Raw genomic sequence first — 26,691 nt, forward strand, 5'->3', positions numbered from 1 at the left:
AGCGCGCGGGCACCCGCCATGTTGCGGCCGGCGGTGGAAGTGCGGGAGCGGTATTGAGGCATGATGCTTCCTTGATCTGTAAACAAAACCGGTCGCCGTTCCGTCACGCCAGCAGGGTAAGCTGGCGGCGGTCGGTCCGCGGGTGCCGTGTGGACCGACCAGGGTGCCGCGACGCCGCGGGTAAGCGGCGCGACGGCGGGGAACGCTTTCCGTATAATCTCGTCACATTTCTTTTACCGCAAACGCACATCACTGACAAATGCTGATTCATCCTCAGTTCGATCCGGTGGCCATCCACCTGGGCCCGCTGGCCGTTCATTGGTACGGCCTGATGTACCTGCTGGGCTTCGCCCTGTTCCTCACCATGGGCAAATACCGCCTGAAAAACGGCAACGACGTGCTCACCGTGCCGCAGCTGGACGACATGCTGATGTACGGCGCGGTCGGCGTGGTGGTGGGCGGCCGCCTGGGCGAGGTGCTGTTCTACCAGCCTGGCTACTACTTCAGCCATCCGCTGGAAATCTTCATGGTGTGGAAAGGCGGCATGTCCTTCCACGGCGGCTTCCTCGGCGTGCTGATCGCGGTGGCGATCTACGGCCGCAAGGTGGGCCGCGGCTTCTGGCAGCTGACCGACTTCGTCGCGCCGCTGGTGCCGCTGGGCCTGGCCGCCGGCCGCGTCGGCAACTTCATCAACGGCGAGCTGTGGGGCCGCGTGGCCAGCCCGGACCTGCCGTGGGCGATGCTGTTCCCGCAGGCTCGGATGGAGGACATCGCCGAGGCCCAGCAATCGGCCGACCTGATGAACATGCTGATGCAGTACGGCGGCCTGCTGCGACACCCGTCGCAGCTGTACGAATTCGCGCTGGAGGGCATCGTGCTGTTCGGCGCGCTGTGGATCTACAGCGCCAAGCCGCGCGCCACCGGCAAGGTGTCGGCGCTGTTCCTGATCGGCTACGGCCTGGCCCGCTTCATCAGCGAATACTTCCGCAATCCGGACGCCGGCATCTTCGGCAAGTCCGACGTGATCAGCATGGGCCAGTGGCTGAGCCTGCCGATGATCGTGATCGGCATCGGGCTGCTGGTATTCTTCGGCCGGCGCAAACAGGGCTGAGCGTTTTGATGCGAAGGGCCGGGACATCCCGGCCTTTTTTGCTCCCGGCAAACGCGACACGCCAGCTTTATAACAAATTCCGGAATATATAACTAATTTTTTATAATTTCTGGATATTAATTCATTCGGGTAAGATGGCGGCAATCAGCTTCACATCGGCAAACAACCCTACAAGGCTCGCCATGAAAAAGACCATTGCCCTCGCACTCGCCGTTGCCCTGACTTCCACCGCCGCCCTGGCCGACCGCCTGGATGACATCAAGAAAGCCGGCGTGCTGCGCGTCGCCGCCTTCGACAGCAACCCGCCGTTCGGCTTCCTGGACGCCAAGACCCGCCAGATTTCCGGCCTGGACGTCGACGTGGCCCAGCATATCGCCAAGAAACTGGGCGTGAAGCTGCAACTGATCCCGACCAACCCGGCCAACCGCGTGCCGTTGCTGGTGTCCGGCAAGGCCGACATCGTCGCCGCCAACTTCACCGTCACCGACGAGCGCAAGAAGCAAGTGGACTTCAGCCTGCCCTACTTCGCCTCCGGCCAGCAGTTCATCGTCCGCAAGGGCGCGCTGCAGAAGCCGGAGCAGCTGGCCGGCCTGCGCGTAGGCGTGGACAAGGGCACCACCCAGGAAGTGTACCTGCGCGACAAGTACCCGAAGACCACCGTCGTCGCCTATGACGACACCCCGCTGGCCTTCACCGCGCTGCGCAACGGCAACGTCCAGGCCATCACCCAGGACGGCTCCAAGCTGGCCGCGCTGTTGGCCAACGCGCCGGACAAGGCCAAGTACGAACTGGCGCCGTTCACGCTGACCCGCGAATTCCAGGCCATCGGCCTGCCCAAGGGCGAGGCGCGGCTGACCAAGGTGGTCAACGAGACGCTGCGCGAACTGGAAAAGAGCGGCGACGCGGCCAAGATCTACGACCATTGGTTCGGCCCCAAGACCAAGGCGCCGCTGCCGCGCGACTTCAAGATCGGCGACGCGGCCTGATCCCAGGCTCGTCCCGCCTCGCAACCGCCGGTTCCCGCCGGCGGTTTTGCCGTTTCGACGTTCGGTAGAAAGACACACGCATGACCCCACCCGCCTGGCTCGGCCACAACTGGCTGGAGCCGCACTATCTCGTCTGGCTGGGCAAGGGCGCGCTGCTGACCGGCTGGCTGTCGCTGCTGGTCATCGCCGCCGCCAGCCTGCTCGGCGTCGCGCTGACCGCGCTGCAGGACGGCGGCCCGCGGCCGCTGCGGCTGGCGACGCGGCTGTTCCTGGAGCTGCATCGCAACACGCCGCTGATGGTGCAGCTGCTGCTGTGGTATTTCGGCGTGTCCGGCCTGCTGCCGGACGAGGCGAAAATCTGGCTGAACACGCCGCGCGCGTTGGCGCTGCCCTTCGGTCTGGCCCTGCCGTGGCCGTCGTTCGAATTCCTGGCCGCCTTCACCGCGCTGACGCTGTACAGCGCCGCCTTCATCAGCGGCGAATTGCAGGCCGGGCTCAACGCGGTGCCCAAGGGCCAGCGGCTGGCGGCGCGCGCGCTGGGCATGAGCGGCTGGCAGGCGCTGGGCCTGGTGGTGCTGCCGCAAGCCTGGCAGCTGGTGAAGCGGCCCTTGGTCGGCCAGTACACCGCCATCGTCAAGAACACCTCGCTGACGATGGCCATCGGCCTGGCCGAGCTCTCTTACGCCTCGCGCCAGGTGGAGACCGAAACCCTGCTGGCCTTCCAGTCCTTCGCCGCCGCCACCGCGCTGTATCTGATCCTGGTGCTGATCACCCAATTGCTGGCCCAGCGGCCGGAGCCTGAATGGAGAACACTGCGATGATCCCGCCGGTGATACAGGACAATCTCGACTACCTGCTGTGGGGCAACCTGTCCGGCGGCGAACCGGGCGGCCTGCTGCTGACTGCGGCGCTGAGCCTGGCCGCGGCATTGCTGGCCAGCGGGCTGGGGCTGATGCTGGGCATCGCGCAGCTGATGGGCGGGCCGGCGCTGCGGCGCGCGCTGGCCGCCGCCACCGCGGTGCTGCGCGCGATCCCGGTGCTGATGCTGATCTTCTGGTGCTATTTCCTGCTGCCGCTGCTGTTCGGCATAGACGTTCCCGGCCTGCTGACGGTGATCCTGGCGCTGGCGCTGATCCACTCGGCCTATCTGGGCCAGGCGGTGCTGGCCGGCCTGACGGCGGTGGGCCGCGGCCAATGGCACGCCGGACTGGCGCTAGGCTTCTCCCGCTGGCAGACGCTGCGCTGGCTGATCCTGCCGCAGGCGCTGCGCATCATGCTGCCCTCCTTCGTCAACCAGTGGGTGTCGCTGCTGAAGGACAGCTCGCTGGCCTACATCGTCGGCGTCGCCGAGTTCACCTTCGTCGCCACCCAGGTCAACAACCGCGAGCAGGTTTATCCGCTGGAGATATTCAGCGCCATCGCCGTCGGTTACCTGCTGTTGTGCGGCCTGCTGCAGTTGCTGGGGCATTGGGGCGCGCGGCGCTGGCGGCAGCCGCTGGCGCAGCCGTAGCGCTTCAAGGCGGCGGCGTTTTCCGCTAAGGTGGCGCTGTTTCCCCACCCCTTTCATGCCATGCATCCACCACATGCGGCGAATGACCGCGGCTTCTGGCGCATCCTGCTGGTTTTCCTGAAGCTGGGCCTGACTTCGTTCGGCGGCCCGGTCGCCCATCTCGGTTATTTCCGCGCCGAATTCGTCGAGCGCCGCCGCTGGCTGCCGGAGCGCGACTACGCCGACCTGGTGGCGCTGTGCCAGTTTCTGCCGGGACCTGCCAGCAGCCAGGTCGGCATGGCGCTGGGCCTGTCGCGCGGCGGCCTGGCCGGCGCGCTGGCCGCCTGGCTGGGCTTCACGCTGCCGTCGGCGCTGCTGATGCTGCTGCTGGCGCTGGGCCTGTCGCATCACGCGCAGGCCGTTCCGCCCGGCGTCTTGCATGGACTGAAGCTGGCCGCGGTGGCGGTGGTGGCGCAGGCGGTATGGAGCATGGCTCGCCAATTGTGCCCGGACCCGCCGCGGCTGACGCTGATGGCCATCGCCTGCTGCCTGGCCTTGCTGATCGCCGCGCCCTGGCTGCCGCTGGCCGTCATCGCGCTGGCCGGCGCGGCCGGACGCCTGTGGCTGGCCGCTACCGCTCCGGGCGTTTCCATTGCCGACGACGCTACGACGCCCAGCCGCCGCCGCGGCGCGATCTGGCTGGCGCTGTTCTTCGCGCTGCTGGCAGGCCTGCCGCTGCTGGCCGCGGCCTGGCCCGGCTACCGGCTGGAGCTGTTCGACGCTTTCTACCGCAGCGGCGCGCTGGTGTTCGGCGGCGGCCACGTGGTGTTGCCGCTGCTGGAAACCGCGGCCGTCGCCAGCGGCTGGGTGCCCAGGGACGCCTTCCTGGCCGGCTACGGCGCGGCGCAGGCGCTGCCGGGCCCCTTGTTCGCCTTCGCCGCGTTTCTGGGCGCGGCCGGCGACGGCAGTTGGCAAAGCGGCGCGCTGGCGCTGGTCGCCATCTTCCTGCCCGGCTTCCTGCTGCTGGCGGGCGCTCTGCCGTTCTGGCGCCGGCTGCGCGCCGCGCCCGCCGCCCAATCTGCGCTGGCCGGCGTCAACGCGGCGGTGGTGGGCCTGCTGCTGGCCGCGCTGTACCACCCGGCCTGGAGCAGCGCGGTGCGCGCGCCGGCCGATTTCGCCGCCGCTCTGCTGGCTCTGCTGGCGCTGGCCGCATGGAAGCTTCCTCCCTGGCTGGTGGTGGGCCTGTGCGCGGCGACCGGATGGCTGATGCTGTAAGCGCCGCGAACCAAACTTCGCAGAGAACCTGAACACAGGCAGTGTCGGTCATACGACAAGGAGGCGCAGCTCAGGATCAGAAGTTTTGTTAGCGGGTCTAAATGGAAAAGCCCGCCTGAAGGCGGGCTGAGATGACTGGCGTGGTAGCCGATCAGTCCAGATATTTCTTGAAGAACTGCTCCATCGCGCCATAGGCGGCGAAGCGGTTTTCCTCGTTGTGGAAGCCGTGGCCTTCGTTGTCCTTGACGATGTACTCGACGTCCACGCCGCGCTTCTTCAACGCGTCGACGATCTGGTTGGACTCGTTGATGTTGACGCGCGGGTCTTTGGCGCCCTGCAGCACCAAGAGCGGCGACTGGATGCGGTCGACGTGGAACACCGGCGAGCGCTCCCGCAGCAGTTCCTTGTCCTTCTCCGGATTGCCCACCATATCGTACATCGAATCCAGGAACGGCTTCCAGTACGGCGGAATGGTGGTCATGAAGGTGAACAGGTTGGACACGCCGACGTAATCCACCGCGCAGCGGTACAGTTCCGGCGTCTTGGTGATGCCGGACAAGGTGGCGTAGCCGCCGTAGCTGCCGCCGTAGATGCACACCTTCTTCGGATCGGCCACGCCTTGCTTGACCAGCCAGTCTACGCCGTCGGTGACGTCGTCCTGCATCTTGCCGCCCCACTCCTTGAACGAGGCTTCCCAGAACTGGCGGCCATAGCCGGTGGAGCCGCGGAAGTTCATCTGCAGCACCGCCCAGCCGCGGTTGGCAAAGAACTGCACTTCCGGATTGAAGCGCCAGCTGTCTCGAGCCCATGGGCCGCCATGCGGATTGACGATCACCGGCAGGCCCTTGGCGTCTTCCTTGCCCTTTGGCAGCGTCAGATAGCCGTTGATGGTCAGGCCGTCTCGGCTCTGGTACTGGATGGGTTTCATGGCGGCCATCTTGTCGGCCGGCAGCCATGGCGTGATCTCGGCCAGCAACGTCAGCCTGTCGCTCTTCTTGTCGTACAGATAGCGCTTGCCCTGGGTCTTGTCGTTCCAGGCCGCCACCACGAAGCGGTCTTCGTTGCGGTTGCCGGAGGTGATGTCCACCTGATAGCCCGGGAAGTGGGACTGCAGCTTGGCGTACAGCTCGCGCGATTGCGGATCGAAGCACTCGCGGCCCGGCTTGTCGGTTTCGAAACCGGCGCAGGTGATGACCTTGCGCTTGTGCGAGTAGTTGAGGCCGTCCACGTCCACATCATTGCGAGCGTAGATTTCCTTGATCTCCTTATTGGTCTTCGGGTCGTACTCGACGATGGCGGTCTTGTCGCGGCCCAGGTTGCTGGCGGCGTAGAAACGCTGGTTGTCGAAGGTGAAGAACAGCGGCGAGAAGCTCTCGCGGAAGGTGGTGGAAAGCAGCTTGCGGAACTTGCCGCCCGGCTGGTCGCGGTACAGCACGGTATTGTTGACGCCGTCGGTCTCGATGGCGATGCGGATATTGCCCTTGTGATCGCTTTCCCAACTGGTGACCTTGCCCGGGTTTTCCGCCTCCAGCGTCAGCTTGCCGGTTTGCAGATCGATGCGATAGACGTCGAAGATTTCCGGGTTGCGCTTGTTCAAGCTGATCAGCAGCTGCCTGTCGTTGTCGACCAGGCCGTCGACGATCTCGGCGCGCACGCCGGGAAACGGCGTCAGATCGCGGGTCTTGCCGCTTTTCAGGTCCACGCTGTACAGGTGGAAATTCTCGTCGCCGGCATTGTCCTTGACGTAGACCAGCCTGTCGTTGCCCTTCCAGAAATAGCCGGACAGGTCGCGGTCCTTGATCGCGGTGACGCGCTTGTCAGGCTGGCCTGGCCGACGCACCACGATGTTGCGGCGCGACTCCCACGGCGACAGGAAGGCCACGCTCTTGCCGTCCGGCGATACCGTGAAGTTGCTTTGCTCGGGATTGCGGAAAAAGTCGCGCAGCGGGATGTCCGCCGCCAGCGCGGAGCCGGACAATAGCGACGCCAGCAGCACAGTCAGAGTTTTCGTTTTCAACGCGGTTTCTTTCTTGGTGAGGACGTGGAATCCGGCCAGCGCTGCGGCCCGGTGCCAAGCGCGGCATGCGCGCGGAAAATGATGTTACCGCCAGGCCATCTCGGCATCAATATGCGAATTGAATTTATATTAACTAAAACTTTCACAACAAAAACCACAGATAAAAAGCAGGAAAAACCCCGTGTTTGACAGCCATCAAGCAGGATGAATCAGGCAATCAGAAAGCAGCGGCACAAGGCGTAAGCTGGCGCGATCCTCACTCCCGGAGCATACGATGAGCCGCCTCCTCCCTTCGCTGACATTTCTCGCCGCCGCGCTGGCCAGCCTGCCCGCAGCCGCCTCGCCCGCCGCGCCGGACTACGTCGATCCCGGCCAGTTTCTCCAGTCCGCCGGCCAGCGCGTGCTGCCGCCGGACATCCCCTGGAGCGGCAAGAGCCAGCGGTTCGCCGTCGCCAAGGACGATCCGTGGTCCACGCCGCTGGAAGCGTCCGGCTTCGCCCACACGCCGCCCTACCCGGAGACGCTGGCCTATCTGCAAAGGCTGGCGGCGGCGAAACCGGACCTGATCCAGTTGACCGCGCTGGAGGAAAAAACCGGCGAAGGCCGGCCATTCATGATGGCGGTGGTCTCCAGCAGCGCCGACAAGTCGGCCGCCGGGCTCAAGGCTTCCGGCAAGCCGACTGTCTACATCGAGGCCGGCATCCACCCAGGCGAGGCCAACGGCAAGGATGCCGGCCTGATGCTGCTGCGCGACCTGACCGTGGGCGGCGCCCAGCGCGCCTTGCTGGACAAGGTGAACATCCTGTTCGTTCCCACCGTCAACATCGACGGCGACGTGCGCTACGGCAAATACGGCCGCATCAACCAGAACGGCCCCGACGAGACCGGCTGGCGCGTCAACAGCCGCAACCTCAACCTGAACCGCGACTTCGCCAAGCTGGACAGCCCGGAAATCCGCAACGTGGCGCGCGCGCTCGGCCAATACCAGCCGGACTTCTTCATCGACACCCACAGCACCGACGGCGTCAACTACCGGTACGACGTCACTTACTGCAACAACGGCCAGGGCTGGTCGCCGGCATCCAGCCGCTGGATGGACCAGGTGATGACGCCCTATGTCTACCGCGAGCTGCGCGCCTACGGCCACGAGCCCAATGTTTGCATCTCGATGAACGACAACGAGGACATCAGCAAGGGCTACTACCCCTACTACAGCGATCTGGCGCGCTTCTCCAACCAGTACGCCGACGTGCGCGGCATCCCCGCCATCCTGGTGGAACTGCACGCGCTCAAGCCGTACCGGCAGCAGGTGCTGGGCAATTACGCGCTGTACAAAGCCATCCTGGAAAGCGTGGCCGCCAACAAGGACAGCCTGCGCGCCGCCATCGCCCAGGACCGCGCGGCGCGCCCCAAGAACGTGACGCTGACCTGGAAAGCGGCCGATGGTCAGCCGCAGATGGTGGACTTCAAGGGCGTGAAATTCGACAAGGCGCAATCGCCGGTCACCGGCGACAAGATCGTGCGCTGGAGCAACCAGCCGCAGAACTACAAGATCCCGATCACGCCGCAGTCCGAGCCCGACCTGGTCGTCGCGCGGCCCAAGGCCTACGTGGTGCCGGCGCAATGGCGGGAAGTGATAGAGCGGCTGAAGACGCATGGCATCGCGATGAGCACGCTGGAGCAGCCGACCACGCTCGACGTCACCGCCTACCGGCTGGACGAGGTCAAGCTGGGCACGCCGTTCGAACCGGACCGCGAGTCGGCCGACAAGATCCCCGGCTACGAAGGCCGGCTGCTGATCAGCGGCAAGCCGGTGGCGATGCCGCGCAAGGTCACTTATCCGGCCGGCTCTGTCGTCATCGATCCCGATCAGCCGCTGGGCGCGCTGGCCATGGTGCTGCTGGAGCCATCCAGTCCGGACTCCTTCCTCAGCTGGGGCTTCTTCAACGCCAACCTGACCTCGGCGGAAGCGCCGGAAGCCTATGTGATGGAGCCGATGGCGCGCCGCATGCTGGCCGAAAGCCCCGCGCTGCGCCAAGCCTTCGCCGCCAGGCTCAAGGCCGACCCCAAATTCGCCAAGGACCGCAACGCCCGGCTCAACTGGTTCTACGAGCGCACGCCGTTCGCCGACAGCAACCGCTACCTCTACCCGGTGGGCATCATCCGCTGAGCACGCTCCGGCCGCCCGCCACGGCGGCCGGGTCTACAATGCAGGTGTCGGCGAACGGCATGCCCGCCGACGGCGCGACTCAACCGTGATCCGTCTCCAGGAGGCCCCGCGATGCAAGGCTACCAACTGTCGTTCTTCACCCAGCAGGGACACCGCCATCACGGCGTGCCGCTAGCGGAATGGATCTTGCAGGAAGCCCGCAGGCTGGGCATAGGCGGCGCCACGCTGTTCGCCGCCAGCGAGGGTTTCGGCGGCGACCGCCGCATCCACGCCGCCCGCTTCTTCGAATTGGCCGACCAGCCTGAGGAAGTGACGATGGCGCTCAGCGCGCAGGAGGCCGAGCAATTGCTGGACCGGCTGCGCGGCGAGGGCGTCAAGGTGTTCTACGTGAAGACGCCGGTGGAATACGGCATGCTGGGAGAGAAGTAAGGCCGACATTCGGCTCAGGGCGGCCGAGAATGGCGAAGACCGCCCCCCAGGCCTGGCGGAGCGGTCTCGACGCGGAAAATCAGAACGTCACATCGAAGCCGGCATCGGCCACCGCCGCCGCCAACTCCTCCGGCGACACCGTCGCGGCGTCGTAAGCCACGCGCGCCTGCTTGTCCTCCAGACTTACCTGGGCGTCGCTGACGCCGGCCATGCCGCTCAGCAAACCGGTCACGCTCTTCACGCAGCCGCCGCAGGTCATGCCGTCTATGTTCAAAATCAGTTCTGCCATGTTCATCTCCATCGTGGTAAGGGTTGATTGCAAGCCTCAGCGCCAGCGGCGCAGCAGCAAAGAGTTGGACACCACCGACACCGAACTCGCCGCCATCGCCGCGCCTGCGATCACCGGATTCAGCATGCCGGCGGCCGCCAGCGGAATGCCCAGCACGTTGTAAACGAAGGCGAAGGCCAGGTTCTGGCGGATCTTGGCCAGGCTGGCGCGCGACAGGCGGATGGCGTCCACCGCGTGCGCCAGATCGCCATGCATCAGCGTGATGTCCGCGGCGGCGATGGCCACGTCGGAGCCCGCGCCCATCGCCAGGCTGACGTCGGCCGCGGCCAGCGCCGGCGCATCGTTGACGCCGTCGCCCAGCATCGCCACCTTGCAGCCCTGCTGTTGCCAATCCTTGACCACGCCGGCCTTGTCCTGCGGCTTCATGCCGGCGCGCCACTCTGTGATGCCGGCTTCGGCGGCGATGCTGCGCGCGGTGCTTTCGTGGTCGCCGGTCAGCATCACCACCTTGACGCCCAGCCTGCGCAGCGCTTCCACCGCCGCCTTGGAACTGCCCCGCAGCGGATCGGCCAGCGCCAGCAGGCCCAGCGGCTTGTCGTCCAGGCTGACCGCCACCACCGTGCATCCTTCCAGCGGCCAGGCGGACGCTTCGGCCGGCAGGTCCAGGCCGATCCAGGACGGCACGCCCGCCTTGACCGCGCCCACGCCCGGCAGCGCGGCCTCGACGCCGTTGCCGACGTCGGCGCGGAAACGCTCGCAGGCCAGCAAGGGCAGCTCCAGCTCTTTCACCCGCTGCAGCAAGGCGTGGGCCAGCGGATGCTCGGAGCCGGCTTCGGCGCTGGCGGCCAGCTGGATCAGCCGGTTTTCGTCGCCGTCGAACGCCAGCGCGTGGCGCAGCGTCGGCCGGCCCTCGGTCAGCGTGCCGGTCTTGTCCACCAGCAGCACGTCCACCTTGCCGGCCTGCTCCAGCGCCGCGGCATTGCGGAACAATATGCCGCGGCGCGCGCCATTGCCCACTCCCACCATCACCGCGGTCGGCGTGGCCAGGCCCAACGCGCAGGGGCAGGCGATCACCAGCACCGCCACCGCGTGGATCAGGGCCTGCGCCCAATCGCCTTCCAGCCAGCCGGTCAATGCAAAGGTCAGCAACGCCACCGCGCTGACCGCCGGCACGAATACCGCCGAGATGCTGTCGGCCAGACGCTGGATCGGCGCCTTGCTGCCCTGGGCCGCCGCCACCATGCGCACGATCTCGGCCAATTGGGTATCGCCGCCGACGCCGGTGGCGCGCACCTTGAGCATGCCGTCCTGGTTGCGGGTGGCGGCGTAGACCTTGTCGCCGGCCTGCTTGGCCACCGGCCGGCTCTCGCCGGTCAGCATGCTCTCGTCCAGCCAGGCCTGGCCGTCCACCACCTCGCCGTCCACCGGCAGGCTGTCGCCGTGGCGCACCACCACCACGTCGCCGCGCTGCAGCTTGTCCACCGCCACCTCGACCAGCTCGCCGCCGCGCTCGACGCGGGCGGTGCGGGGCGCCAGCTTCACCAACGCGGCGATCGCCGCCGAGGTCTTGCCCTTGGCCCTCGCCTCCAGCAGCTTGCCCAGCAACACCAGCGTGATCACCGCCGCGCTGGCCTCGAAATACACGTGCTGGTCCTCCAGCCCCAGCAAGGTCACCGCGGCCGACAACAGCCAGGCCATGCTGGTGCCCAGCGCCACCAGCACGTCCATATTGGCGACGCCGCCGCGCAGCGCCTGCCAGGCGCCGCGGTAAAAGCGCCAGCCGACAATGAACTGCACCGGGGTCGCCAGCGCCAGCTGCCACATCCTGGGCAGCCAGCCGTGATGACCGCCGGCGAACATCGCCGCCATTTCAATCAGAAAAGGCAGCGTCAGCAGCGCGGATGCGGCGAACCACGCCAGCTCGCGGCGGTAGCGGGCGGCCGCCTCGGCCTCGCCGCCGCCGTCCTCGCGCGGCGAGGGCTCGAAGCCGGCCTTGCGCACCGCCTCCAGCACCCGGTCTCGCTCCGTCAGTCCCGGCAGGTAATCGATCCGCGCCGACTCGGCGGCGAAATTGACGCTGGCCTCCACGCCGGGCAGCCGGCCCAGCGCCTTTTCCAGCCGGGCCGCGCAGGCGGCGCAACTCATGCCGCCGATGCCCAGCTCCAGCGTCTGGCGCGGCACGTCGAAACCGCAGCGGACGATGGCGTCCACCAGTTGCCGCGGGTTGGTTTGGTCCGGGTCGTAGCGCAGCTGGGCGCTTTCGTTGGCGAAGCTGACCGCCGCTTCCACGCCGTCCATGCGGTTCAGCTGCTTCTCGATGCGGGCCGCGCAGGCGGCGCAGCTCATGCCGGCGACCGGCAGCGTCAACAGGGATTGTGTCATCGCATCCTCCTGCCCTCTTTATACCCCCACGGGGTATTAAACGCAAGCGCGAAAAGCCCCGTCTCCCCTTTACCGGCGGGCCTGCCCGTGTTAACAAGATGGAAGACGACAACAACAAGGTAGTCCCATGCCCCTGAAACGTTATGGTGCCGACTGCGCATTGCTGGTGGTGGATGTGCAGAACAGTTTCTGTCCCGGCGGCGAACTGGCCGTGCCGGGCGGAGACGAAGTGGTGCCCTTGATCAACCACCTGTCGCTGCTGTTCGAAAACGTGGTGCTGACCCAGGACTGGCATCCGGCCGGGCACGTGTCGTTCGCCTCCCGCCATCCCGGCATGCAGCCCTTCCAAAGCTTGGACCTGCCCTACGGCCCGCAGACGCTATGGCCGGACCATTGCGTCGCCGGCAGCCATGGCGCCGATTTCCACCCCGAACTGGAAACCGAGCACGCCCGGCTGATCGTGCGCAAGGGCGTCCACGCCCAGGTGGACAGCTATTCCGCCTTCGTCGAAGCCGACCGCGCCGCCACCACCGGCCTGGCCGCTTACTTGAACGCCCTGGGCGTCAAAAGGGTATGGCTGGCCGGCCTCGCCACCGATTTCTGCGTCGCCTGGAGCGCCATCGACGCCCGCGCCGCGGGTTTCGAGACTTTCGTGGTGGAGGATGCCTGCCGGGCGATAGACATGGACGGTTCGCTGGCCGAAGCCTGGATGGAAATGCGCCAGGCCGGCGTCAAGCGGCTGCGATCCGACGAGGTGTGACGCCACAATAAAAACGGGGAGAATCGCTCTCCCCGTTTCGCTTTTCCCGCCAGCGGGTCAAATCCACCGCCGCTTCCAGAACCACCAGCCCATGCCGGCGGAAATCCCGCCCATCGCCAGCAGCACCACGTAGTAGCCGTAACGCCACTTCAGCTCCGGCATGTTCTCGAAGTTCATCCCGTAGATGCCGGCGATCAGCGTCAGCGGCATGAAGATCATCGTGATCACCGTCAGAACCCGCATCTGCAGATTGAGCCGGTGAGACTGAGTGGACAGGTAGAGGTCCATCATGTCGCCGACCATCTCGCGGTTCATTTCCAGCGATTCCAGCACGTGGACCACGTGGTCGTAGGCGTCGCGCAGATAGACGCGGGTATCCTCGCCGAAGCGCTCCTCGTCGCCGCGGTTCAGCGACAGCAGCACCTCGCGCAGCGGCAGCAGCGCGCGCCTGAGCTTCAGGCAATCGCGCTTCAGGCGCTGGATCTGGCGCAGCACGCCGTTGTCGCGCCCTGCCAGCAGCTGGCCGTCGGTGCGCTCCACCTTATCGTTGAACTGGCCGAGCACGCCGAAGTAGTCGTCGATGATGGCGTCCAGCAGCGAATAGGCCAGGTAGTCGGCGCCGCGCCTGCGCAACGCGCCTCGGCCCTTGCGCAGCCGCTCGCGCACCTGCTCGAACACGCCGGTGGGCTTCTCCTGGAACGACAGCACGAAGCCGTCGCCCAGCACCAGGTACATCTGGTCGGATTGCAGCCGTCCGCCCTGCTGGTAATCGAACACGCGGCAGGCCAGGAACAGATAGTCTTCGTAGTCCTCCAGCTTGGGCCGCTGGCGGGCGTTGAGGATGTCCTCCTGCACCAGCGGGTGCAAGCCGAAACGCTCGCCTATCGCCTGGATGGCGGCGGCGTCGCTCAGGCCATAGACGTTGAGCCACAGCACCTCGCCGCGGCGGCGGTAGCTGGCCAGATTGGACAGCGGCAAGTCGGCCAGCTCGATCGCCTCGTCGCCGCAGAAGTCGAACAAGGACAGCTTGGTGCCCGCGTGCTTGGCCTCGCCCACCGGCAGCAGCGTTCCCGCCTGCTCGCCCAGCGTCGGCAGCCTCTCCTTCAGTTCCGGATGGCGCATGGACGGCCTATTTCTGCACGATGTCGAGCTGGAAGCCGACATTCTTCCATTGGCCCACTTCCTGCTGGAAGCTGCTGGCCGACAGCGGGTTGGCCTCCAGCCAGTCTCCGCTCAGCGACAGCGTGAAGCCGCGCGCGTGCTGGCTCAGGTCCAGCTCGGCCGGCAGCGCGGCGTTGATGCGGCTGCGGTAGAACAGCACCGCCACGCGCAGCGCCACCACCGCCTGCCACAAGGCCGGCTGGCTGATGTATTGCGCCATCTTGCCCATGTCGCCGCGGTGGCCCAGCACGATGGCGGCCAGCGTGGCCTGCTCGCGCTTGGAGAAGCCCGGCATGTCGGCGTTCTGCAGGATATAGGCCGAATGCTTGTGGTAGGCGGTGTGGGCGATGGTCAGGCCGATCTCGTGCAGCTTGGCCGCCCACGACAGGCGCTTGAGCATGTCCTGGTCGACGTCCTCGCCGGCCAGCATCCGGTACAGGCGCTCGGCCAGCTGGTTGACGCGCTCGGCCTGCTGGGTGTCGGCGTGGTAGCGGCGCTTGAACAGCGCCACCGTGCTGTCGCGCATGTCCTTCTCGCGCTGGCGGCCCAGCAGATCGTAGAGCACGCCGTCGCGCAGCGCGCCCTCGGTGACGATCATCTTCTCGACTTCCAGCTCCTCGAACACCGCGATCATGATGGCGAGGCCGCCGGCCAGCACCGGCGCGCGGTCGGCCTTCAGGCCGTTTACCTTGACCGCGTCTATGCTGCCCTGCTTGATCAGGACTTCTCGCAGCTGCTCCATGCCGGCCAGGGTGATGTCGGCGCGGCTCCAGTCGTTGATCTCCAGCACGTCGCGCAGCGAGCGCGCGGTGCCGGAGGTGCCGACGGCGAGCTGCCACTCGCTGGGGCGGTATTCGTGGCGGATGCGCTGGATCTCGTTGCGGGCGGCCAGCGTGGCGTCGCGGAAATTGCCGCGGGTCAGCTTGCCGTCCGGGAAAAAGCGCATCGTGTAGCTGACGCAGCCCAGCGGCAGGCTTTCGGTGACCAGCGCCTTGTAATGGCTGCCGATGATGAATTCGGTGGAGCCGCCGCCGATGTCCACCACCATCCGGCGCTCCTTGGTGTCCGGCAGCGAGTGGGCGGCGCCCAGGTAGATCAGCCGCGCCTCTTCGCGCCCGGCGATCACTTCGATCGGGAAGCCCAGCCGCTCCTCGGCCTCGGAGATGAAGGCCGGCGCGTTCCTGGCCACGCGCAGCGTGTTGGTGCCGACCACGCGGACCTGGGCCGGCACAAAGCCGCGCAGCCGCTCGCCGAAACGGGCCAGGCAGGCCAGCGCGCGCTCCTGGGTGTCGTCGTTCAGGTGTTTGTCTGCGGTGAGGCCGGCGCCCAGGCGCACGGTTTCTTTCATCACGTCCAGGGCGTACAGCTGGTCGTCCACCACGCGGGACACTTGCAGCCGGAAGCTGTTGGAACCCAGATCGATGGTGGCCAGCACGGTGTGCGGGGGCGTGGCGTGTGTCAAGGACACCCCTTTTCTTGTTCGGTTGCGCCCGCGGGGCCGCAGCGGAGCGAACAATGCCCTGCGCGCCCGGCAAGCAAAATGGCGGTAACCGCGAGATGTTACCGCCATTTTGCGCTCAGCGTCATGTCCGGACCGCGCCGCTCAGCGCCCCATGGTTTCGCGCTTGATGTCTTCCAGCGTGGTGTGGCGGATGTCCTTGCCCTTGACCAGATAGACCACGTATTCGGAGATGTTCTTGGCGTGGTCGCCGATGCGCTCGATGGCCTTGGAGATGAACAGCGTGTCGATCGACATGCTGATGGTGCGCGGATCTTCCATCATGAAGGTGATCAGCTGGCGCAGCTCGGACGCGAAATTCTCGTCCAGCCGCTGATCTTCCTCGGCCAGCTCCAGCGCGGCGCTGGTGTCCAGCCGGGCGAAGGCGTCCAGCGCGCGGCGCAGCATCGCCAGCGCCACGTCGGCCATCTTCTCGATTTCGCGGAAGCGCGGCATCTGGAAACGCTCGGACTGGTGGATGGTCTTGCCCATCCGCGCGATCTTGGCCGCCTCGTCGCCGATGCGCTCCAGATCGGTGATGATCTTGATCACGGTGAAGACGATGCGCAGATCGCTGGCGGCCGGCTGGCGGCGCGCGATGATGTGCAGGCAGTCGTCGTCGATGCCGACTTCCATCGCGTTGACCAGCGCGTCCTCGGCCATCACCTTGTCCAGGCGCGGCACGTCGCCGGCCATCAGGGCATCGACGGCGGACAGGATCTGCTGCTCCACCAGGCCGCCCATCTGCAGCACACGGGTACGGATGGTTTCCAGCTCCAGATCGAACTGCTTGGAAATGTGTTCTGCCATGTTTGCCTCGGAAATCTCGCGAAAATGGTAAATTGTAAGACAAGCAGATGACAGCCGCGTGACATGCCATCTTCGCCCGGCCGCGTCCAGCCGGCCGGGACGGACAGGATTCGCCTCAGCGCAGCACTTCCACGCCGCTCTGCTTGCCCAGCACCAGCACGTCGGCGCGGCGGCGGGCGAACAGGCCGCAGGTGACGACGCCGGCGATGTGGTTGATGATTTCCTCCAGCTCCACCGGCTTCATGATCTGCAGGCCGTGCACGTCCAGGATCACGTTGCCGTTGTCGGTGGTCACGCCCTGGCGCAGTTCCGGGTGGCCGCCCAGACGCACCAGCTCGCGCGCGACGTAGCTGCGCGCCATCGGAATCACCTCGATCGGCAGCGGGAAGGCGCCCAGCATCGCCACGTACTTCTGCTCGTCGGCGATGCAGATGAACTCGTCGGCCACGCCGGCGACGATCTTCTCGCGCGTCAGCGCCGCGCCGCCGCCCTTGATCATGTGCAGGTGGTGGTTGATCTCGTCGGCGCCGTCGATATACACCGGCAGCTTTTCCACTTCGTTCAGGTCGAACACCGGGATGTGGTGCGCCTTCAGCCGCGCGGTGGAGGCCTCGGAGCTGGATACCGCTCCCTTGATGCGCCCCTTGATGCCGGCCAATTCCTCGATGAACAGATTGACGGTGCTGCCGGTGCCCACGCCGATGATGGCGTCTTCCGGCACGAATTCCAGCGCCTTTTTGGCGACGGCGAGTTTCAGTTGATCCTGGGTCAGCATGATGGGGCCTCCTGGTTGGTGTTGTGCCGCCCATGCCCGGCATGAGCGATGATGCGCGATTATCCCATAAGCGGACTGCGCCGGCATGACGCCTGGCCGCTTGTTCAAAATCTTGCGGAGCAAGTTGCCCGAGGCTCGCCAAGGCGGGCCATTCAAGCCACGCGGCGCAGAGGCTCGGCTCTGGATCAGCGGTTTTGGCCGCGGCGCTTAGGCCGGCATCAGCAGGCAGACCGCCTGCGCCTCTATCGCCTCGCAGCGGCCCAGATAACCCAGCTTCTCGTTGGTCTTGCCCTTGACATTGACCGCGCCGACATCCAGCCCCAGATCCGCCGCGATATTGGCGCGCATCGCGTCGATGTGCGGCGCGAGCTTCGGTTTTTGCGCGATCAGCGTGCTGTCCACATTGACCGGCCGCCAGCCGGCGGCCCGCACCCGCGCCGCCGCTTCGCGCAGCAGCGCGCGGCTGTCCGCGCCCTTGAACTCGGCGGCGGTGTCCGGGAAATGGCGGCCGATGTCGCCAAGCGCGGCGGCGCCCAGCAGCGCGTCGGTGATCGCGTGCAGCAGCGCGTCGGCGTCCGAGTGGCCGAGCAGGCCCTTGTCGTGCGGGACGTCCACTCCGCCCAGGATCAGCGGGCGGCCTTCCACCAATTGGTGCACGTCGTAGCCTTGTCCGATGCGAAACATGTTCTTCCTTGCTGTTCAGTAGTCTTCGCGCGCGGCCAGGATGGCGCGGGCCAGCGCCAGATCGCGCGGATAGGTGACCTTGAAGTTCTGCGCGTCGCCCTCCACCAGCAGCGGCTTCAATCCCAGGCGCTCGACGGCGGCCGCCTCGTCGGTGATGTCCTCGGCCGCCACGCCGCGCAGCGCGTTCTCCAGCACGCCGGCGCGGAACATCTGCGGCGTCTGCGCCAGCCACAGGCCTTTGCGCGGCACGGTGGCGGCGACATGGCCGTCGGCGTCGGCGCGTTTGACGGTGTCGGGCACCGGCAGCGCCAGCAGGCCGCCCACCGCATGGCCGGACAAGGCGGCGATCAGGCGCTCCACGGCAGCCACCGACAGGCAGCAGCGCGCCGCGTCGTGCACCAGCACCCAGTCGTCCCCGGCGCAGGCGAGCGCGGCCAATCCATTGGCCACGCTTTCGGCGCGGCTGGCGCCGCCGACTCGGCGCACCGACAGCTTGGGCAGATCCCAGTCGAAACCGTCGAACCATTCGTCCTGCGGCGACACCACCACCGCCACTTCGTCCACTCCCGGCACCGCCGCCAGCGTGGCCAGGGTGTGCCACATCAATGGCTTGCCGTTCAATTGCAGATATTGCTTGGGGCTGGGCGCGCCGAAGCGGCTGCCGGAGCCCGCCGCCGGCACCAGCGCGATCATTCTGGCCATCGCCTCAATCCCCCGCCTGCGCCGGCTGCTCCAGGCCGCGCCAGACGCAGGCTCCCTTCACCGTCTTGTCCAACACATCCAGATAAGCCTGATGCTCGGCCTCTTCGGCCTCGCTGGCGGCCAGCACTTTCAGCGGCTTGCGCTCGAACTGGATGGCGCCGGCGTCCCCCGGCAGTTCCACCTCGATGTCCATCGCCAGGCTTTCCTGGCCGCGCGTCATCCATAGATAGACTTCGGACAACAGCTCGCAGTCCACCAGCGCGCCGTGCAGGGTCCGGTTGGAGCGGTCGATCTCGAAGCGGTCGCACAAGGCGTCCAGGCTGTTGCGCTTGCCGGGGAACATGTCCCGCGCTTCGCGCAGCGTGTCGATCACGCTGGCGCAAAGCTTGTCGATCGGCTCGATGCCGATCTTGGCGAACTCGGCGTTGAGGAAGCCGATGTCGAAGGGCGCGTTGTGGATGATCAGCTCTGCGCCGCGCAGAAAATCGGCGATTTCCTGCCCAACCTTGGAGAACACCGGCTTGCCGTCCAGGAACTCCAGCGAGATGCCGTGCACGCGCTGGGCATCGGGATCGATCTCCCGCTGCGGATGGATGTAAAGATGCAGATGCTTGCCGGTCAGCTTGCGGCCGACCATTTCCAGGCCGGCGAACTCAATGATGCGGTGGCCTTGCTGCGGATCGAGACCGGTGGTTTCGGTATCGAGAATAATCTGTCTCATGCTGCGTCCTGCCTGCGAAGCCGTATCGACGGCGCCGCGGCGTGTCTACTGGTCAGACCGACTCCACGCCCTTGTTGGCGAGTTGATCGGCTCTCTCGTTGAACTCGTGGCCGGAGTGGCCCTTCACCCAGCGCCATTCCACATCCAGATGGCGGTTGCGCTCGGCGTCCAGTTCCTGCCACAGGTCGGCGTTCTTCACCGGCTCCTTGGCCGCGGTTTTCCAGCCTCGCGCCTTCCAGCCGTGTATCCATTCGGAAATGCCCTTCTGCACATACTGGGAGTCGGTATAGACCACCACCTTGCACGGCCGGTTCAACGCCGCCAGGGCCCGGATCACGGCCATGATTTCCATTCTATTGTTGGTGGTGCCGCGCTCGCCGCCGAACAATTCCTTTTCCTTGCCCTTGTAACGCATCAACGCGCCCCAGCCGCCGGGGCCGGGATTGCCCTTGCAGGCGCCGTCGGTGTAAATCTCGACTCTGTCTTCTGTCGTCATGCTGTCTCGTTCATTGGCAGGACGATACGCCGTCCCGCTCGGTTGTTTCCGGCCGCTTGTGCGTGTGCTGGCGCTCGTTGCCCGCCACCACGCCCAGCGCGCCCTTCTTCTTTGCCTGCTGCTTCCAGTTGGGCGTGATCAGCCGCATGCCGCGCTGGCGCTTGACCGCCTCGATTCCATATACCCCGGCCGCCAAAGGCCACCAGCGCTCGCCCGCGTCTTCCATGAAGCCGCAGCGGCCCAGCCAGTCCTGGCGCGAAAACGGCGGCGCGTACGCCATGAAGGCGCCTTCCTCCAACTCCAGTTCCAGCAGCGCCAGCCAGTCCTTGATCCGGGGCTGGGTGAAAAAATTGCCGTTCCAGGGCGCCGATTCCCTGCCCTGGATCAGCCTGCGCACGCCCCACAGCGACAAGGGATTGAAGCCGGTCAGGATCAGCCGCCCCTCCGGCATCAATACGCGGTCCGCTTCGCGCAGTACCTGGTGCGGCTGGGTGGTAAAATCCAGCACATGGGGCATCACCAGCAGATCCAGGCTGCGGGTTTCGAACGGCAGGAAGGCGGGATCGCAGCGCACGTCTACGTCGCCATAATCGGCCACCCGGCACTGCCAGGGAATGCGGTTGCCGCTCAAGCAGTCCATTTCCGGCAACCCGACCTGCACCGCATGGTAGCCGAAGGCGTCGGCCACCGCCCGCTCGAAATATTCCTGCTCGCGCTGCAGCAGGTAACGCCCGAGCTCGGTGCCGGTCAACCAGGCGCCAAACGAATTTTTCATGGGGGAAAGCCTTATGGCAGCCACGTTTAGCATCGCCCCGGTAGGGGCATTCACTGACAATTATATCTGGGTTTTGCGCGAGGGCGCGCGCGCCGTCGCCGTAGACCCGGGCGAAGCCGCGCCGCTGCTGCGCTACCTGGAGCAGGAAAAGCTGCGGTTGCAAGCCGTGCTGATCACCCACCACCATGCCGACCACTGCGGCGGCCTGCCGGAGCTGCTCCGCGCCTGTCCGGGCATTCCTGTCTACGGCCCGGCCGGCATTCCCGGCGTCAGCCATCCGGTGAGGGAGGGCGACGCCGTTGAGCTGGACATGGGACAGGCCAAGGTGCTGGAAGTGCCCGGCCACACCCTGGACCACCTGGCATACCTGCTGGAAGACGCTCTGTTTTGCGGCGACACCCTGTTCGCCGCAGGCTGCGGCAGGGTATTCGAAGGCACGCCGGAACAGATGCTGGCTTCGCTGAAAAAACTGGCCCGATTGCCGCCGCAAACCAAGGTTTACCCCGCCCACGAATACACGCTGTCCAATCTGCGCTTCGCGCTGGCTGCCGATCAGCATAATCCGATACTCGCGATGCGCCGCAGCCGCGACAGCGCGCTGCGCGAACGCGGATTGCCCACCCTGCCCAGCACCATCGCGCTGGAAACCGCCAGCAACCCCTTCCTCCGCAGCGGCGAACCGGCGCTGCGCGAAACGCTGCGGCAGCGCGGCGGACATCCCGGCGACAGCGAGGAAACCTGCTTCGCCATGCTGCGGGAATGGAAGAACGATTTTCGCTGACAGGCATGCCGGATACGTAACTTTTCGCAGTCCATCCGCGAAGCCCTTCACTTGCTCGCGAAATGGGCTATAAGCAATGAAAGCGCATGAAATGATTTGCCTTTTTCAATTGACACCCCCCTGGCGCATGTTTAGCATCGGCCGGAATCAGAAATACGGGCTCGTCTGAATGAAACGCTTCACTCCATTGGCACTCGCCGTGTCGCTCGCATTGCCATTCGCATCGCTGGCCCTGGCCGGCCCTGCGCCGTCTTCCGGCGTGGACGAGGCGATGGCCGCCGGCCTCGACATGATGCTGCTGAACTCCAGCCTGCTGCGCAACGGCGACGACGTCTGGAAGCGCGTGCGCGAAGGCTTTCAGCTGGACGAGGTCAATGCCGACACCGTCCGCCGCCAGGAGCGTTTCTACGCCAGCCGTCCCGAATACTTCAAACGCACGCTGGACCGCAGCCGCAAATACCTGTTCCACATCATGAACGAGGTGGAGCGCCGCGGCATGCCGACCGAAATCGCGCTGCTGCCGATGGTGGAAAGCGCTTTCGTGCCCACCGCCAATTCCCGAGTCGGCGCCGCCGGCTTGTGGCAGTTCATGCCGGCCACCGGGCGCCATTACGGGCTGGAGCAGACCTGGTGGTATGACGGCCGCCGCGATGTGACCGATGCCACCCGCGCCGCGCTCGACTACCTGCAGAACCTGTACGCCCAGTTCGGCGACTGGAACCTGGCGCTGGCTGCGTACAACTGGGGCGAAGGCAATCTGGCCCGCGCGATCGCCAAGGCCCAGGCCAGCGGCATAGACCCCACCTACGAAAACATCCGCCTGCCGAACGAGACGCGCAACTACGTGCCCAAGCTGCTGGCGGTGCGTAACATTCTGCTCAGCCCGGAAAAGTACGGCGTCCACCTGGACAAGTTCCCCAACAAGCCCTACTTCGTCGCCGTCTCCACCGGCAAGCACATGAACATCGACATCGCCGCCAAACTGGCCGGCATCTCGGTGGCGGAGTTCAAGGAGCTGAACCCGGCGTTCAACCTGCCGGTGTTCGCCTACAAGGCCGGCCGCCAGATGCTGCTGCCCGCCGCCAAGGTCGACAAGTTCCAGGCCAATCTGGACAAGTGGAGCAAGCCGCTTCTGACCTGGGAAGTCTACGTTCCCAAGAGCGACGAGAACATCAACGCCGTCGCCGGCGACCACGGCATGAGCAGCGGCCAGTTGATCGCGGCCAACCGCATCAGCGGCGGCACGCTGAAAGCCGGCCAACCGGTGCTGGTGGCGATGAACAAGCCGCTGAACGACGGCCAGTCGTTCGAATCGGTGGATACCCCGATCGGCGATGCGCCGGTCAGTGCCGGCGCGACGCTGATCGCGCAAGCCGAACCGGCACCCGCGACCCAGCCTGCGGTGACGCAGGTTGCGCTGGCAGCAACGCCGCAAGCCGGGGCGCCGGCAGCCGTTGCCGTCGCCTCCACCCAGCCGCAAATCGCGCCGCAGCCAGCAACAGACACCGGCCTCGCCGCGCGCCAAGCCGTGCTGCTGGCCAGTTCGGCCAATACCGCCGAAGACAGCGCTGCCGCCCGCTCGTTCGCCACCCGCGATCTCGGCAGCTACACCGTCGCCAGCGGCGACACGCTGTACAGCATCGCCCGCCGCAGCAACCTCGACATCGACGACCTGAAAACACTGAATCAACTCGACGGCAATCTGGTTCAGGTTGGCCAGAAACTGAAGCTGAAAGCCGACAGCGCAACCGATAATCTCGTCGCCAACCGCGACGACGACGGCGCGGATCCGGCCTTGGTCAAGGTAGCCGAGCGCCGCCCGGCCGCCAACACAAGCCATGCCCACCGCAGCAAGGAATACGTGGTTCAGCGCGGCGACACGCTGTTCAGCATAGCCCGCCGCTTCGGCGTCACCCACAACGACATCCAGCGCATCAACGGCAGTCGGCACCCCAACCATCTGCAACCGGGCCAGAAGGTCAAGATCGTCGGCCTGTAATCAATCGGAAAACGACGATGCCCGCATGAAGTCGGCCCGGAAATACCAGGCCGATTTTCATTAGATCATCAGGACTTTCCGGGCGCGCCGCGCATTCTCCTCACCAAACTTCGCGCCGGCGGCGGCGCGGCGATCAATTGCGGCAGGATATCCTGCAATTGTCCGCGCAGCTCCTCCACCGTCAACGACAACTCGGCCACCAGCCAATGGCAATGCGTGGGCTCGCGCATCCGCGCGGGATTGTCGGCCGCAGGCAAGAGGTCAGCCAGCAGCTGCGGCTGGTTGAAGCGCAGGGCGTGCGCCGCCCGCAGCAAGGTGCGGACGATGGCCCGCCGCGGCGAACGCTCTTCCGCCAAGGCCGGAGTCGATGCCGACACTTCGCCCATCCGGTCCAGCAAGGTCCAGATGCTGCGTTGGCAACGCTGGACCTGATCCAGCTGGCGGTGCGACAGCGCCGACTCCTGCGTCACCGCGGACAGCAGGCCGCGCAAGCGGATCAGCCGGCTGTTGAACTGGTCCAGCGCAGCGTCGCCCTCCACCGGCAGCCGGCGCGCGATGCGGTTGTACAGCAGCGCGGCCTCGCGCAGATTGTCCGCCAGCAGGAAACGCCAGCTGTCCAGCGCCCGCAGCGGCAGCGTGGCGGCGGCGGCCATGCCGATCAGCGAACCGATCAGCACATTGCAGCTGCGCCACAGCGCCTCGTTGATCGGCTCGTCGCCCAGCCCGCCGACAATCACCAGCGTGATGCCGGTCAGCAGCGCCAGATAGCCTCCTTTGCCCTGCGCGTGCCAGCAACTGAGCGCTACCACCACCAGCATCCAGGCGTAGCAGAGATACGGCGATGCGCCGTGCAGCAGGATGGCGGCCAGGCCAGCCAGCGCCCCAAGCAACGAACCGCCCATCCGTTCCAGCGCCTTGCGCCTGACGCCGCCCCAGTGCGGTACCCCGCCCAACACGATCAGGATCGTAACCAGCATCCAGCCGCCATGGGGGATGCCGGTTCCCAACACCAGCGCCAGACCGGCCACAAAAGCCAGCGCCACCCGCAACACATGCGCCTGACGCGCGTAGCGGTTAAGGTAGTAAGGCACCACCAGAACCCGCCACGGATGCTGCCATCTCCCGCCCATGGCCCTACTCCGGATTCCGGCTGTCCAGCCAGATCGTGATCGGGCCGTCATTGATCAGACTGACTTGCATGTCCGCGCCGAATACGCCGGTTGGCACCGGCTTGCCCAGCGCGGCGGCCAGCTCGGCGACGAAACGGTCGAACAGCGGTTGCGAGATCTCGCCGCGCGCCGCGCGCGAGTACGAGGGCCGATTGCCCTTCTTCACGCTGGCATGGAGCGTGAACTGGCTGACCGCCAGCGCGTCGCCGCCGCAATCGAGCAGGCTGCGGTTCATCACCCCGGCCTCGTCGTTGAAAATGCGCAGCTGGCTGATCTTGCGCGCCAGCCAGACGATGTCCTCCGATCCATCCGCCTCCTCCACGCCGACCAGCAGCAAGGCGCCTGCGCCTATCTCACCCACCGTTCGCTCCTCCACTGTCACCGCCGCCTGACTTACCCTTTGCACCAGCACCCGCATTCGAACATTCCTCGTCGTGGCTCTCGTTTCATTCTACCCATTCCTTCGCGGCGGACGCGAGCCGCCGCGCTTCGGTACAATAGCGCCAACTCAAGAAAAGGAAACGCCGCATGTTGATGGTCATCTCGCCGGCCAAGACGCTGGATTACCAAAACCCGCCCGCCGTCGACCAATACAGCCAGCCCGACCTGCTGGACCACAGCGCCGAGCTGATCGGCGTCCTGCGCCAAAAAAGCCCGCTGGACGTCGCCAAACTGATGAGCATCAGCGATGCCTTGGCCAATCTCAATGTCGGCCGCTACGCCGACTGGCAGCGCCCGTTCACTCCCGGCAACGCCAAGCAGGCAATCTACGCCTTCATGGGCGATGTCTATGAAGGCCTAGACGCCGCCACGCTGGCTCAACCCACCGTCGGCTACCTGCAGAACCATCTGCGCATCCTGTCCGGCCTGTACGGCGTGCTGCGCCCGCTCGACCTGATGCAGGCGTACCGGCTGGAAATGGGCACCCGCCTGGCCAACGGACGCGGCAAGAATCTGTACGAGTTCTGGGGAGAAACGGTTACCGCGAGGCTCAACGCGCAATTGGAAGCGCTGGGCCAGCGCACGCTGGTGAACCTGGCGTCAGACGAGTATTTCAAATCGGTGAAGCCCCGGGCGCTCAACGCGGCCATCGTCACGCCGGTGTTCCAGGACAAAAAGAACGGCCAGTACAAGATCATTAGCTTCTACGCCAAGCGCGCGCGCGGCCTGATGGCGCGCTGGGCCGCCGAGCGCGGCGTCGTCGATCCGGAACACCTGCGCGGCTTCGACAGCGAGGGCTACGCCTTCGACGCGGCGGCTTCGAACGAACTGAGCTGGGTATTCCGCCGCAACCGCGAATAAGCTGGCCGGCACAGACCATCGTCATTAATATTATGCCTTTACCTGACAGGACGAGGCATGATCGCCACCCGCCTTGCGGCGCCGGCCGACTCCTCGGCTCTGGCCGAATTGTTCTACCGGATCGACTTGCACTACTTCGGTCCCGATCGGGCAAGCCGCGAGGCCTCCGCCCGCTACGTGGCCGGCAACTTGTTCCAAGCGCATTGCGGCGTGCAAGTCATGCTGGCGGAGCGCGAAAACACCGCCATCGGCCTCGCAAGCTTCTCGCTGCTATACCCCGCGCCGGAATATGGCGGCCAATTGTTCATGAAGGATTTGTTCGCCGTCCCTGAAGCGCGCGGCGGCGGCATAGGCAAGGCCTTGATGAAGGCGCTGGCCCGCCATGCCATGGAACACGGCTGCAAACGGCTGGATTGGACGGCGGAGCGAGGCAATGCGGACGCGATGGCGTTCTATCGAAGCATCGGCGCCGGCATCGTGGCTGACAAGATTTACTACCGCTTCGCTGGCGAGGCCTTGAAAGCCTTTGCGGCATGATCGAACACCGGAATGCAAAAAACCGAGGCTAAGCCTCGGTTTTTCACTTGAAAGACCTAGACAAAAAAAGCCCACTAGGGGCTTTTTTTCATAGCAGCAATAATTAGAGAGGCTGAATGCCGGATGCTGCCGGGCCCTTTTGGCCCATAGCTCGGGTGTAGCTTACCTTTTGGCCTTCATGCAGGGACTTGAACCCATCGGCACGAATTTCAGAAAAATGAGCGAACAGATCATCACCGCCATTGTCCGGGGTGATAAAACCAAAACCTTTTGCGTCGTTGAAAAACTTAACGGTACCCGTTTCCATAATGTACTCCTTGTGTCGGTTAGCGGCAATAAAATCGCCAAAAGCATGATAATCAAGGAATAGATA

The 26,691-nt window shown here is 65.7% G+C and carries 27 protein-coding genes; 12 read left to right on the forward strand and 15 right to left on the reverse strand.

Going from position 1 to position 26,691, the window contains the following annotated elements:
• Positions 1-259: 259 nt before the first annotated feature.
• The 5 genes from lgt to chrA all read left to right on the forward strand — a co-directional run bounded on the left by lgt (position 260) and on the right by chrA (position 4,861).
• Entirely contained in the window at positions 260-1,111 is an 852-nt protein-coding gene (lgt, locus tag VL52_RS12140; protein ID WP_046157284.1) for a prolipoprotein diacylglyceryl transferase, read from the forward strand.
• Between the two features lie 182 nt (positions 1,112-1,293).
• A complete protein-coding gene (locus tag VL52_RS12145) occupies positions 1,294-2,097 on the forward strand; it encodes an ABC transporter substrate-binding protein (protein WP_046157285.1) in 804 nt (267 codons plus the stop codon).
• Between the two features lie 80 nt (positions 2,098-2,177).
• Complete coding sequence (locus VL52_RS12150) at positions 2,178-2,918, forward strand: amino acid ABC transporter permease (RefSeq protein ID WP_046157286.1); 741 nt, start codon at positions 2,178-2,180, stop codon at positions 2,916-2,918.
• The gene (locus VL52_RS12155) at positions 2,900-3,607 is read left to right on the forward strand and encodes an amino acid ABC transporter permease (RefSeq protein ID WP_235429285.1); all 708 of its coding nucleotides are present in this window, start codon (positions 2,900-2,902) and stop codon (positions 3,605-3,607) included. The genes VL52_RS12150 and VL52_RS12155 overlap by 19 nt, the downstream gene beginning before the upstream one ends.
• A gap of 60 nt (positions 3,608-3,667) precedes the next feature.
• On the forward strand, positions 3,668-4,861 hold the full coding sequence (gene chrA, locus VL52_RS12160) for a chromate efflux transporter (RefSeq protein WP_046157288.1): 1,194 nt from the start codon (positions 3,668-3,670) through the stop codon (positions 4,859-4,861).
• Positions 4,862-5,012: 151 nt separating this feature from the next.
• On the opposite strand, the gene VL52_RS12165 is transcribed toward chrA, so the two are convergent.
• Entirely contained in the window at positions 5,013-6,878 is a 1,866-nt protein-coding gene (locus tag VL52_RS12165; RefSeq protein ID WP_046157289.1) for a S9 family peptidase, read from the reverse strand.
• A gap of 274 nt (positions 6,879-7,152) precedes the next feature.
• Here VL52_RS12165 and VL52_RS12170 point away from each other — a divergent pair, with 274 nt between their 5' ends.
• Both VL52_RS12170 and VL52_RS12175 read left to right on the forward strand, forming a co-directional pair.
• Positions 7,153-9,048, forward strand: a complete 1,896-nt coding sequence (locus VL52_RS12170) for a M14 family metallopeptidase (RefSeq protein ID WP_046157290.1) — start codon at positions 7,153-7,155, stop codon at positions 9,046-9,048.
• Between the two features lie 111 nt (positions 9,049-9,159).
• Positions 9,160-9,477, forward strand: coding sequence for a DUF190 domain-containing protein (locus tag VL52_RS12175; RefSeq protein ID WP_046157291.1), 318 nt, complete (start codon positions 9,160-9,162; stop codon positions 9,475-9,477).
• A 79-nt stretch (positions 9,478-9,556) separates the two neighbouring features.
• Here VL52_RS12175 and VL52_RS12180 read toward each other — a convergent pair whose 3' ends face one another.
• Positions 9,557-9,766: a heavy-metal-associated domain-containing protein gene (locus VL52_RS12180; protein ID WP_046157292.1), complete on the reverse strand. Its 210-nt coding sequence runs from the start codon at positions 9,764-9,766 to the stop codon at positions 9,557-9,559.
• Positions 9,767-9,802: 36 nt separating this feature from the next.
• On the reverse strand, positions 9,803-12,148 hold the full coding sequence (locus VL52_RS12185; RefSeq protein ID WP_046157293.1) for a heavy metal translocating P-type ATPase: 2,346 nt from the start codon (positions 12,146-12,148) through the stop codon (positions 9,803-9,805).
• Positions 12,149-12,275: 127 nt separating this feature from the next.
• Here VL52_RS12185 and pncA point away from each other — a divergent pair, with 127 nt between their 5' ends.
• Entirely contained in the window at positions 12,276-12,908 is a 633-nt protein-coding gene (gene pncA, locus VL52_RS12190; protein WP_046157294.1) for a bifunctional nicotinamidase/pyrazinamidase, read from the forward strand.
• Positions 12,909-12,965: 57 nt separating this feature from the next.
• Here the strand turns inward: pncA and corA are convergent, their stop codons facing one another.
• From corA to VL52_RS12235, 9 genes are all read right to left on the reverse strand, one after another.
• Entirely contained in the window at positions 12,966-14,030 is a 1,065-nt protein-coding gene (gene corA, locus VL52_RS12195; RefSeq protein ID WP_046157295.1) for a magnesium/cobalt transporter CorA, read from the reverse strand.
• Between the two features lie 7 nt (positions 14,031-14,037).
• Entirely contained in the window at positions 14,038-15,531 is a 1,494-nt protein-coding gene (ppx, locus tag VL52_RS12200; protein WP_235429287.1) for an exopolyphosphatase, read from the reverse strand.
• A gap of 141 nt (positions 15,532-15,672) precedes the next feature.
• Positions 15,673-16,377 (reverse strand): phosphate signaling complex protein PhoU, encoded by a 705-nt coding sequence (gene phoU / locus VL52_RS12205; protein ID WP_021476968.1) that lies wholly within the window; start codon positions 16,375-16,377, stop codon positions 15,673-15,675.
• A gap of 115 nt (positions 16,378-16,492) precedes the next feature.
• Complete coding sequence (gene rpiA / locus VL52_RS12210) at positions 16,493-17,152, reverse strand: ribose-5-phosphate isomerase RpiA (protein WP_021476967.1); 660 nt, start codon at positions 17,150-17,152, stop codon at positions 16,493-16,495.
• Positions 17,153-17,359: 207 nt separating this feature from the next.
• Positions 17,360-17,836 (reverse strand): 2-C-methyl-D-erythritol 2,4-cyclodiphosphate synthase, encoded by a 477-nt coding sequence (ispF, locus tag VL52_RS12215; RefSeq protein WP_046157296.1) that lies wholly within the window; start codon positions 17,834-17,836, stop codon positions 17,360-17,362.
• 15 nt (positions 17,837-17,851) lie between these two features.
• Complete coding sequence (ispD, locus tag VL52_RS12220) at positions 17,852-18,538, reverse strand: 2-C-methyl-D-erythritol 4-phosphate cytidylyltransferase (RefSeq protein WP_046157297.1); 687 nt, start codon at positions 18,536-18,538, stop codon at positions 17,852-17,854.
• Positions 18,539-18,542: 4 nt separating this feature from the next.
• Positions 18,543-19,259 carry a DNA polymerase III subunit epsilon gene (dnaQ, locus tag VL52_RS12225; protein ID WP_021476964.1) on the reverse strand — a complete coding sequence of 239 codons (717 nt, stop codon included), beginning with the start codon at positions 19,257-19,259 and terminating at the stop codon, positions 18,543-18,545.
• Between the two features lie 52 nt (positions 19,260-19,311).
• Positions 19,312-19,755 carry a ribonuclease HI gene (gene rnhA / locus VL52_RS12230; protein ID WP_046157298.1) on the reverse strand — a complete coding sequence of 148 codons (444 nt, stop codon included), beginning with the start codon at positions 19,753-19,755 and terminating at the stop codon, positions 19,312-19,314.
• A 10-nt stretch (positions 19,756-19,765) separates the two neighbouring features.
• Entirely contained in the window at positions 19,766-20,530 is a 765-nt protein-coding gene (locus tag VL52_RS12235; RefSeq protein ID WP_021476962.1) for a class I SAM-dependent methyltransferase, read from the reverse strand.
• A 13-nt stretch (positions 20,531-20,543) separates the two neighbouring features.
• On the opposite strand from VL52_RS12235, the gene gloB reads away from it, so the two are divergent.
• Positions 20,544-21,311: a hydroxyacylglutathione hydrolase gene (gene gloB, locus VL52_RS12240; RefSeq protein WP_046157299.1), complete on the forward strand. Its 768-nt coding sequence runs from the start codon at positions 20,544-20,546 to the stop codon at positions 21,309-21,311.
• Positions 21,312-21,480: 169 nt separating this feature from the next.
• Positions 21,481-23,310: a lytic transglycosylase gene (locus VL52_RS12245; RefSeq protein ID WP_046157300.1), complete on the forward strand. Its 1,830-nt coding sequence runs from the start codon at positions 21,481-21,483 to the stop codon at positions 23,308-23,310.
• Positions 23,311-23,378: 68 nt separating this feature from the next.
• Here the strand turns inward: VL52_RS12245 and VL52_RS12250 are convergent, their stop codons facing one another.
• Both VL52_RS12250 and dtd read right to left on the reverse strand, forming a co-directional pair.
• Positions 23,379-24,440, reverse strand: coding sequence for an FUSC family protein (locus tag VL52_RS12250; RefSeq protein WP_052729276.1), 1,062 nt, complete (start codon positions 24,438-24,440; stop codon positions 23,379-23,381).
• Positions 24,441-24,444: 4 nt separating this feature from the next.
• On the reverse strand, positions 24,445-24,897 hold the full coding sequence (dtd, locus tag VL52_RS12255; RefSeq protein WP_046157301.1) for a D-aminoacyl-tRNA deacylase: 453 nt from the start codon (positions 24,895-24,897) through the stop codon (positions 24,445-24,447).
• Between the two features lie 110 nt (positions 24,898-25,007).
• On the opposite strand from dtd, the gene yaaA reads away from it, so the two are divergent.
• Positions 25,008-25,781, forward strand: coding sequence for a peroxide stress protein YaaA (yaaA, locus tag VL52_RS12260; RefSeq protein WP_046157302.1), 774 nt, complete (start codon positions 25,008-25,010; stop codon positions 25,779-25,781).
• A gap of 57 nt (positions 25,782-25,838) precedes the next feature.
• A complete protein-coding gene (locus VL52_RS12265) occupies positions 25,839-26,318 on the forward strand; it encodes a GNAT family N-acetyltransferase (protein ID WP_046157303.1) in 480 nt (159 codons plus the stop codon).
• Positions 26,319-26,421: 103 nt separating this feature from the next.
• Here the strand turns inward: VL52_RS12265 and VL52_RS12270 are convergent, their stop codons facing one another.
• Positions 26,422-26,625 carry a cold-shock protein gene (locus tag VL52_RS12270; protein ID WP_021476955.1) on the reverse strand — a complete coding sequence of 68 codons (204 nt, stop codon included), beginning with the start codon at positions 26,623-26,625 and terminating at the stop codon, positions 26,422-26,424.
• Positions 26,626-26,691 lie beyond the last annotated feature (66 nt).

This window comes from Chromobacterium vaccinii (assembly GCF_000971335.1).
GTDB lineage: Bacteria > Pseudomonadota > Gammaproteobacteria > Burkholderiales > Chromobacteriaceae > Chromobacterium > Chromobacterium vaccinii.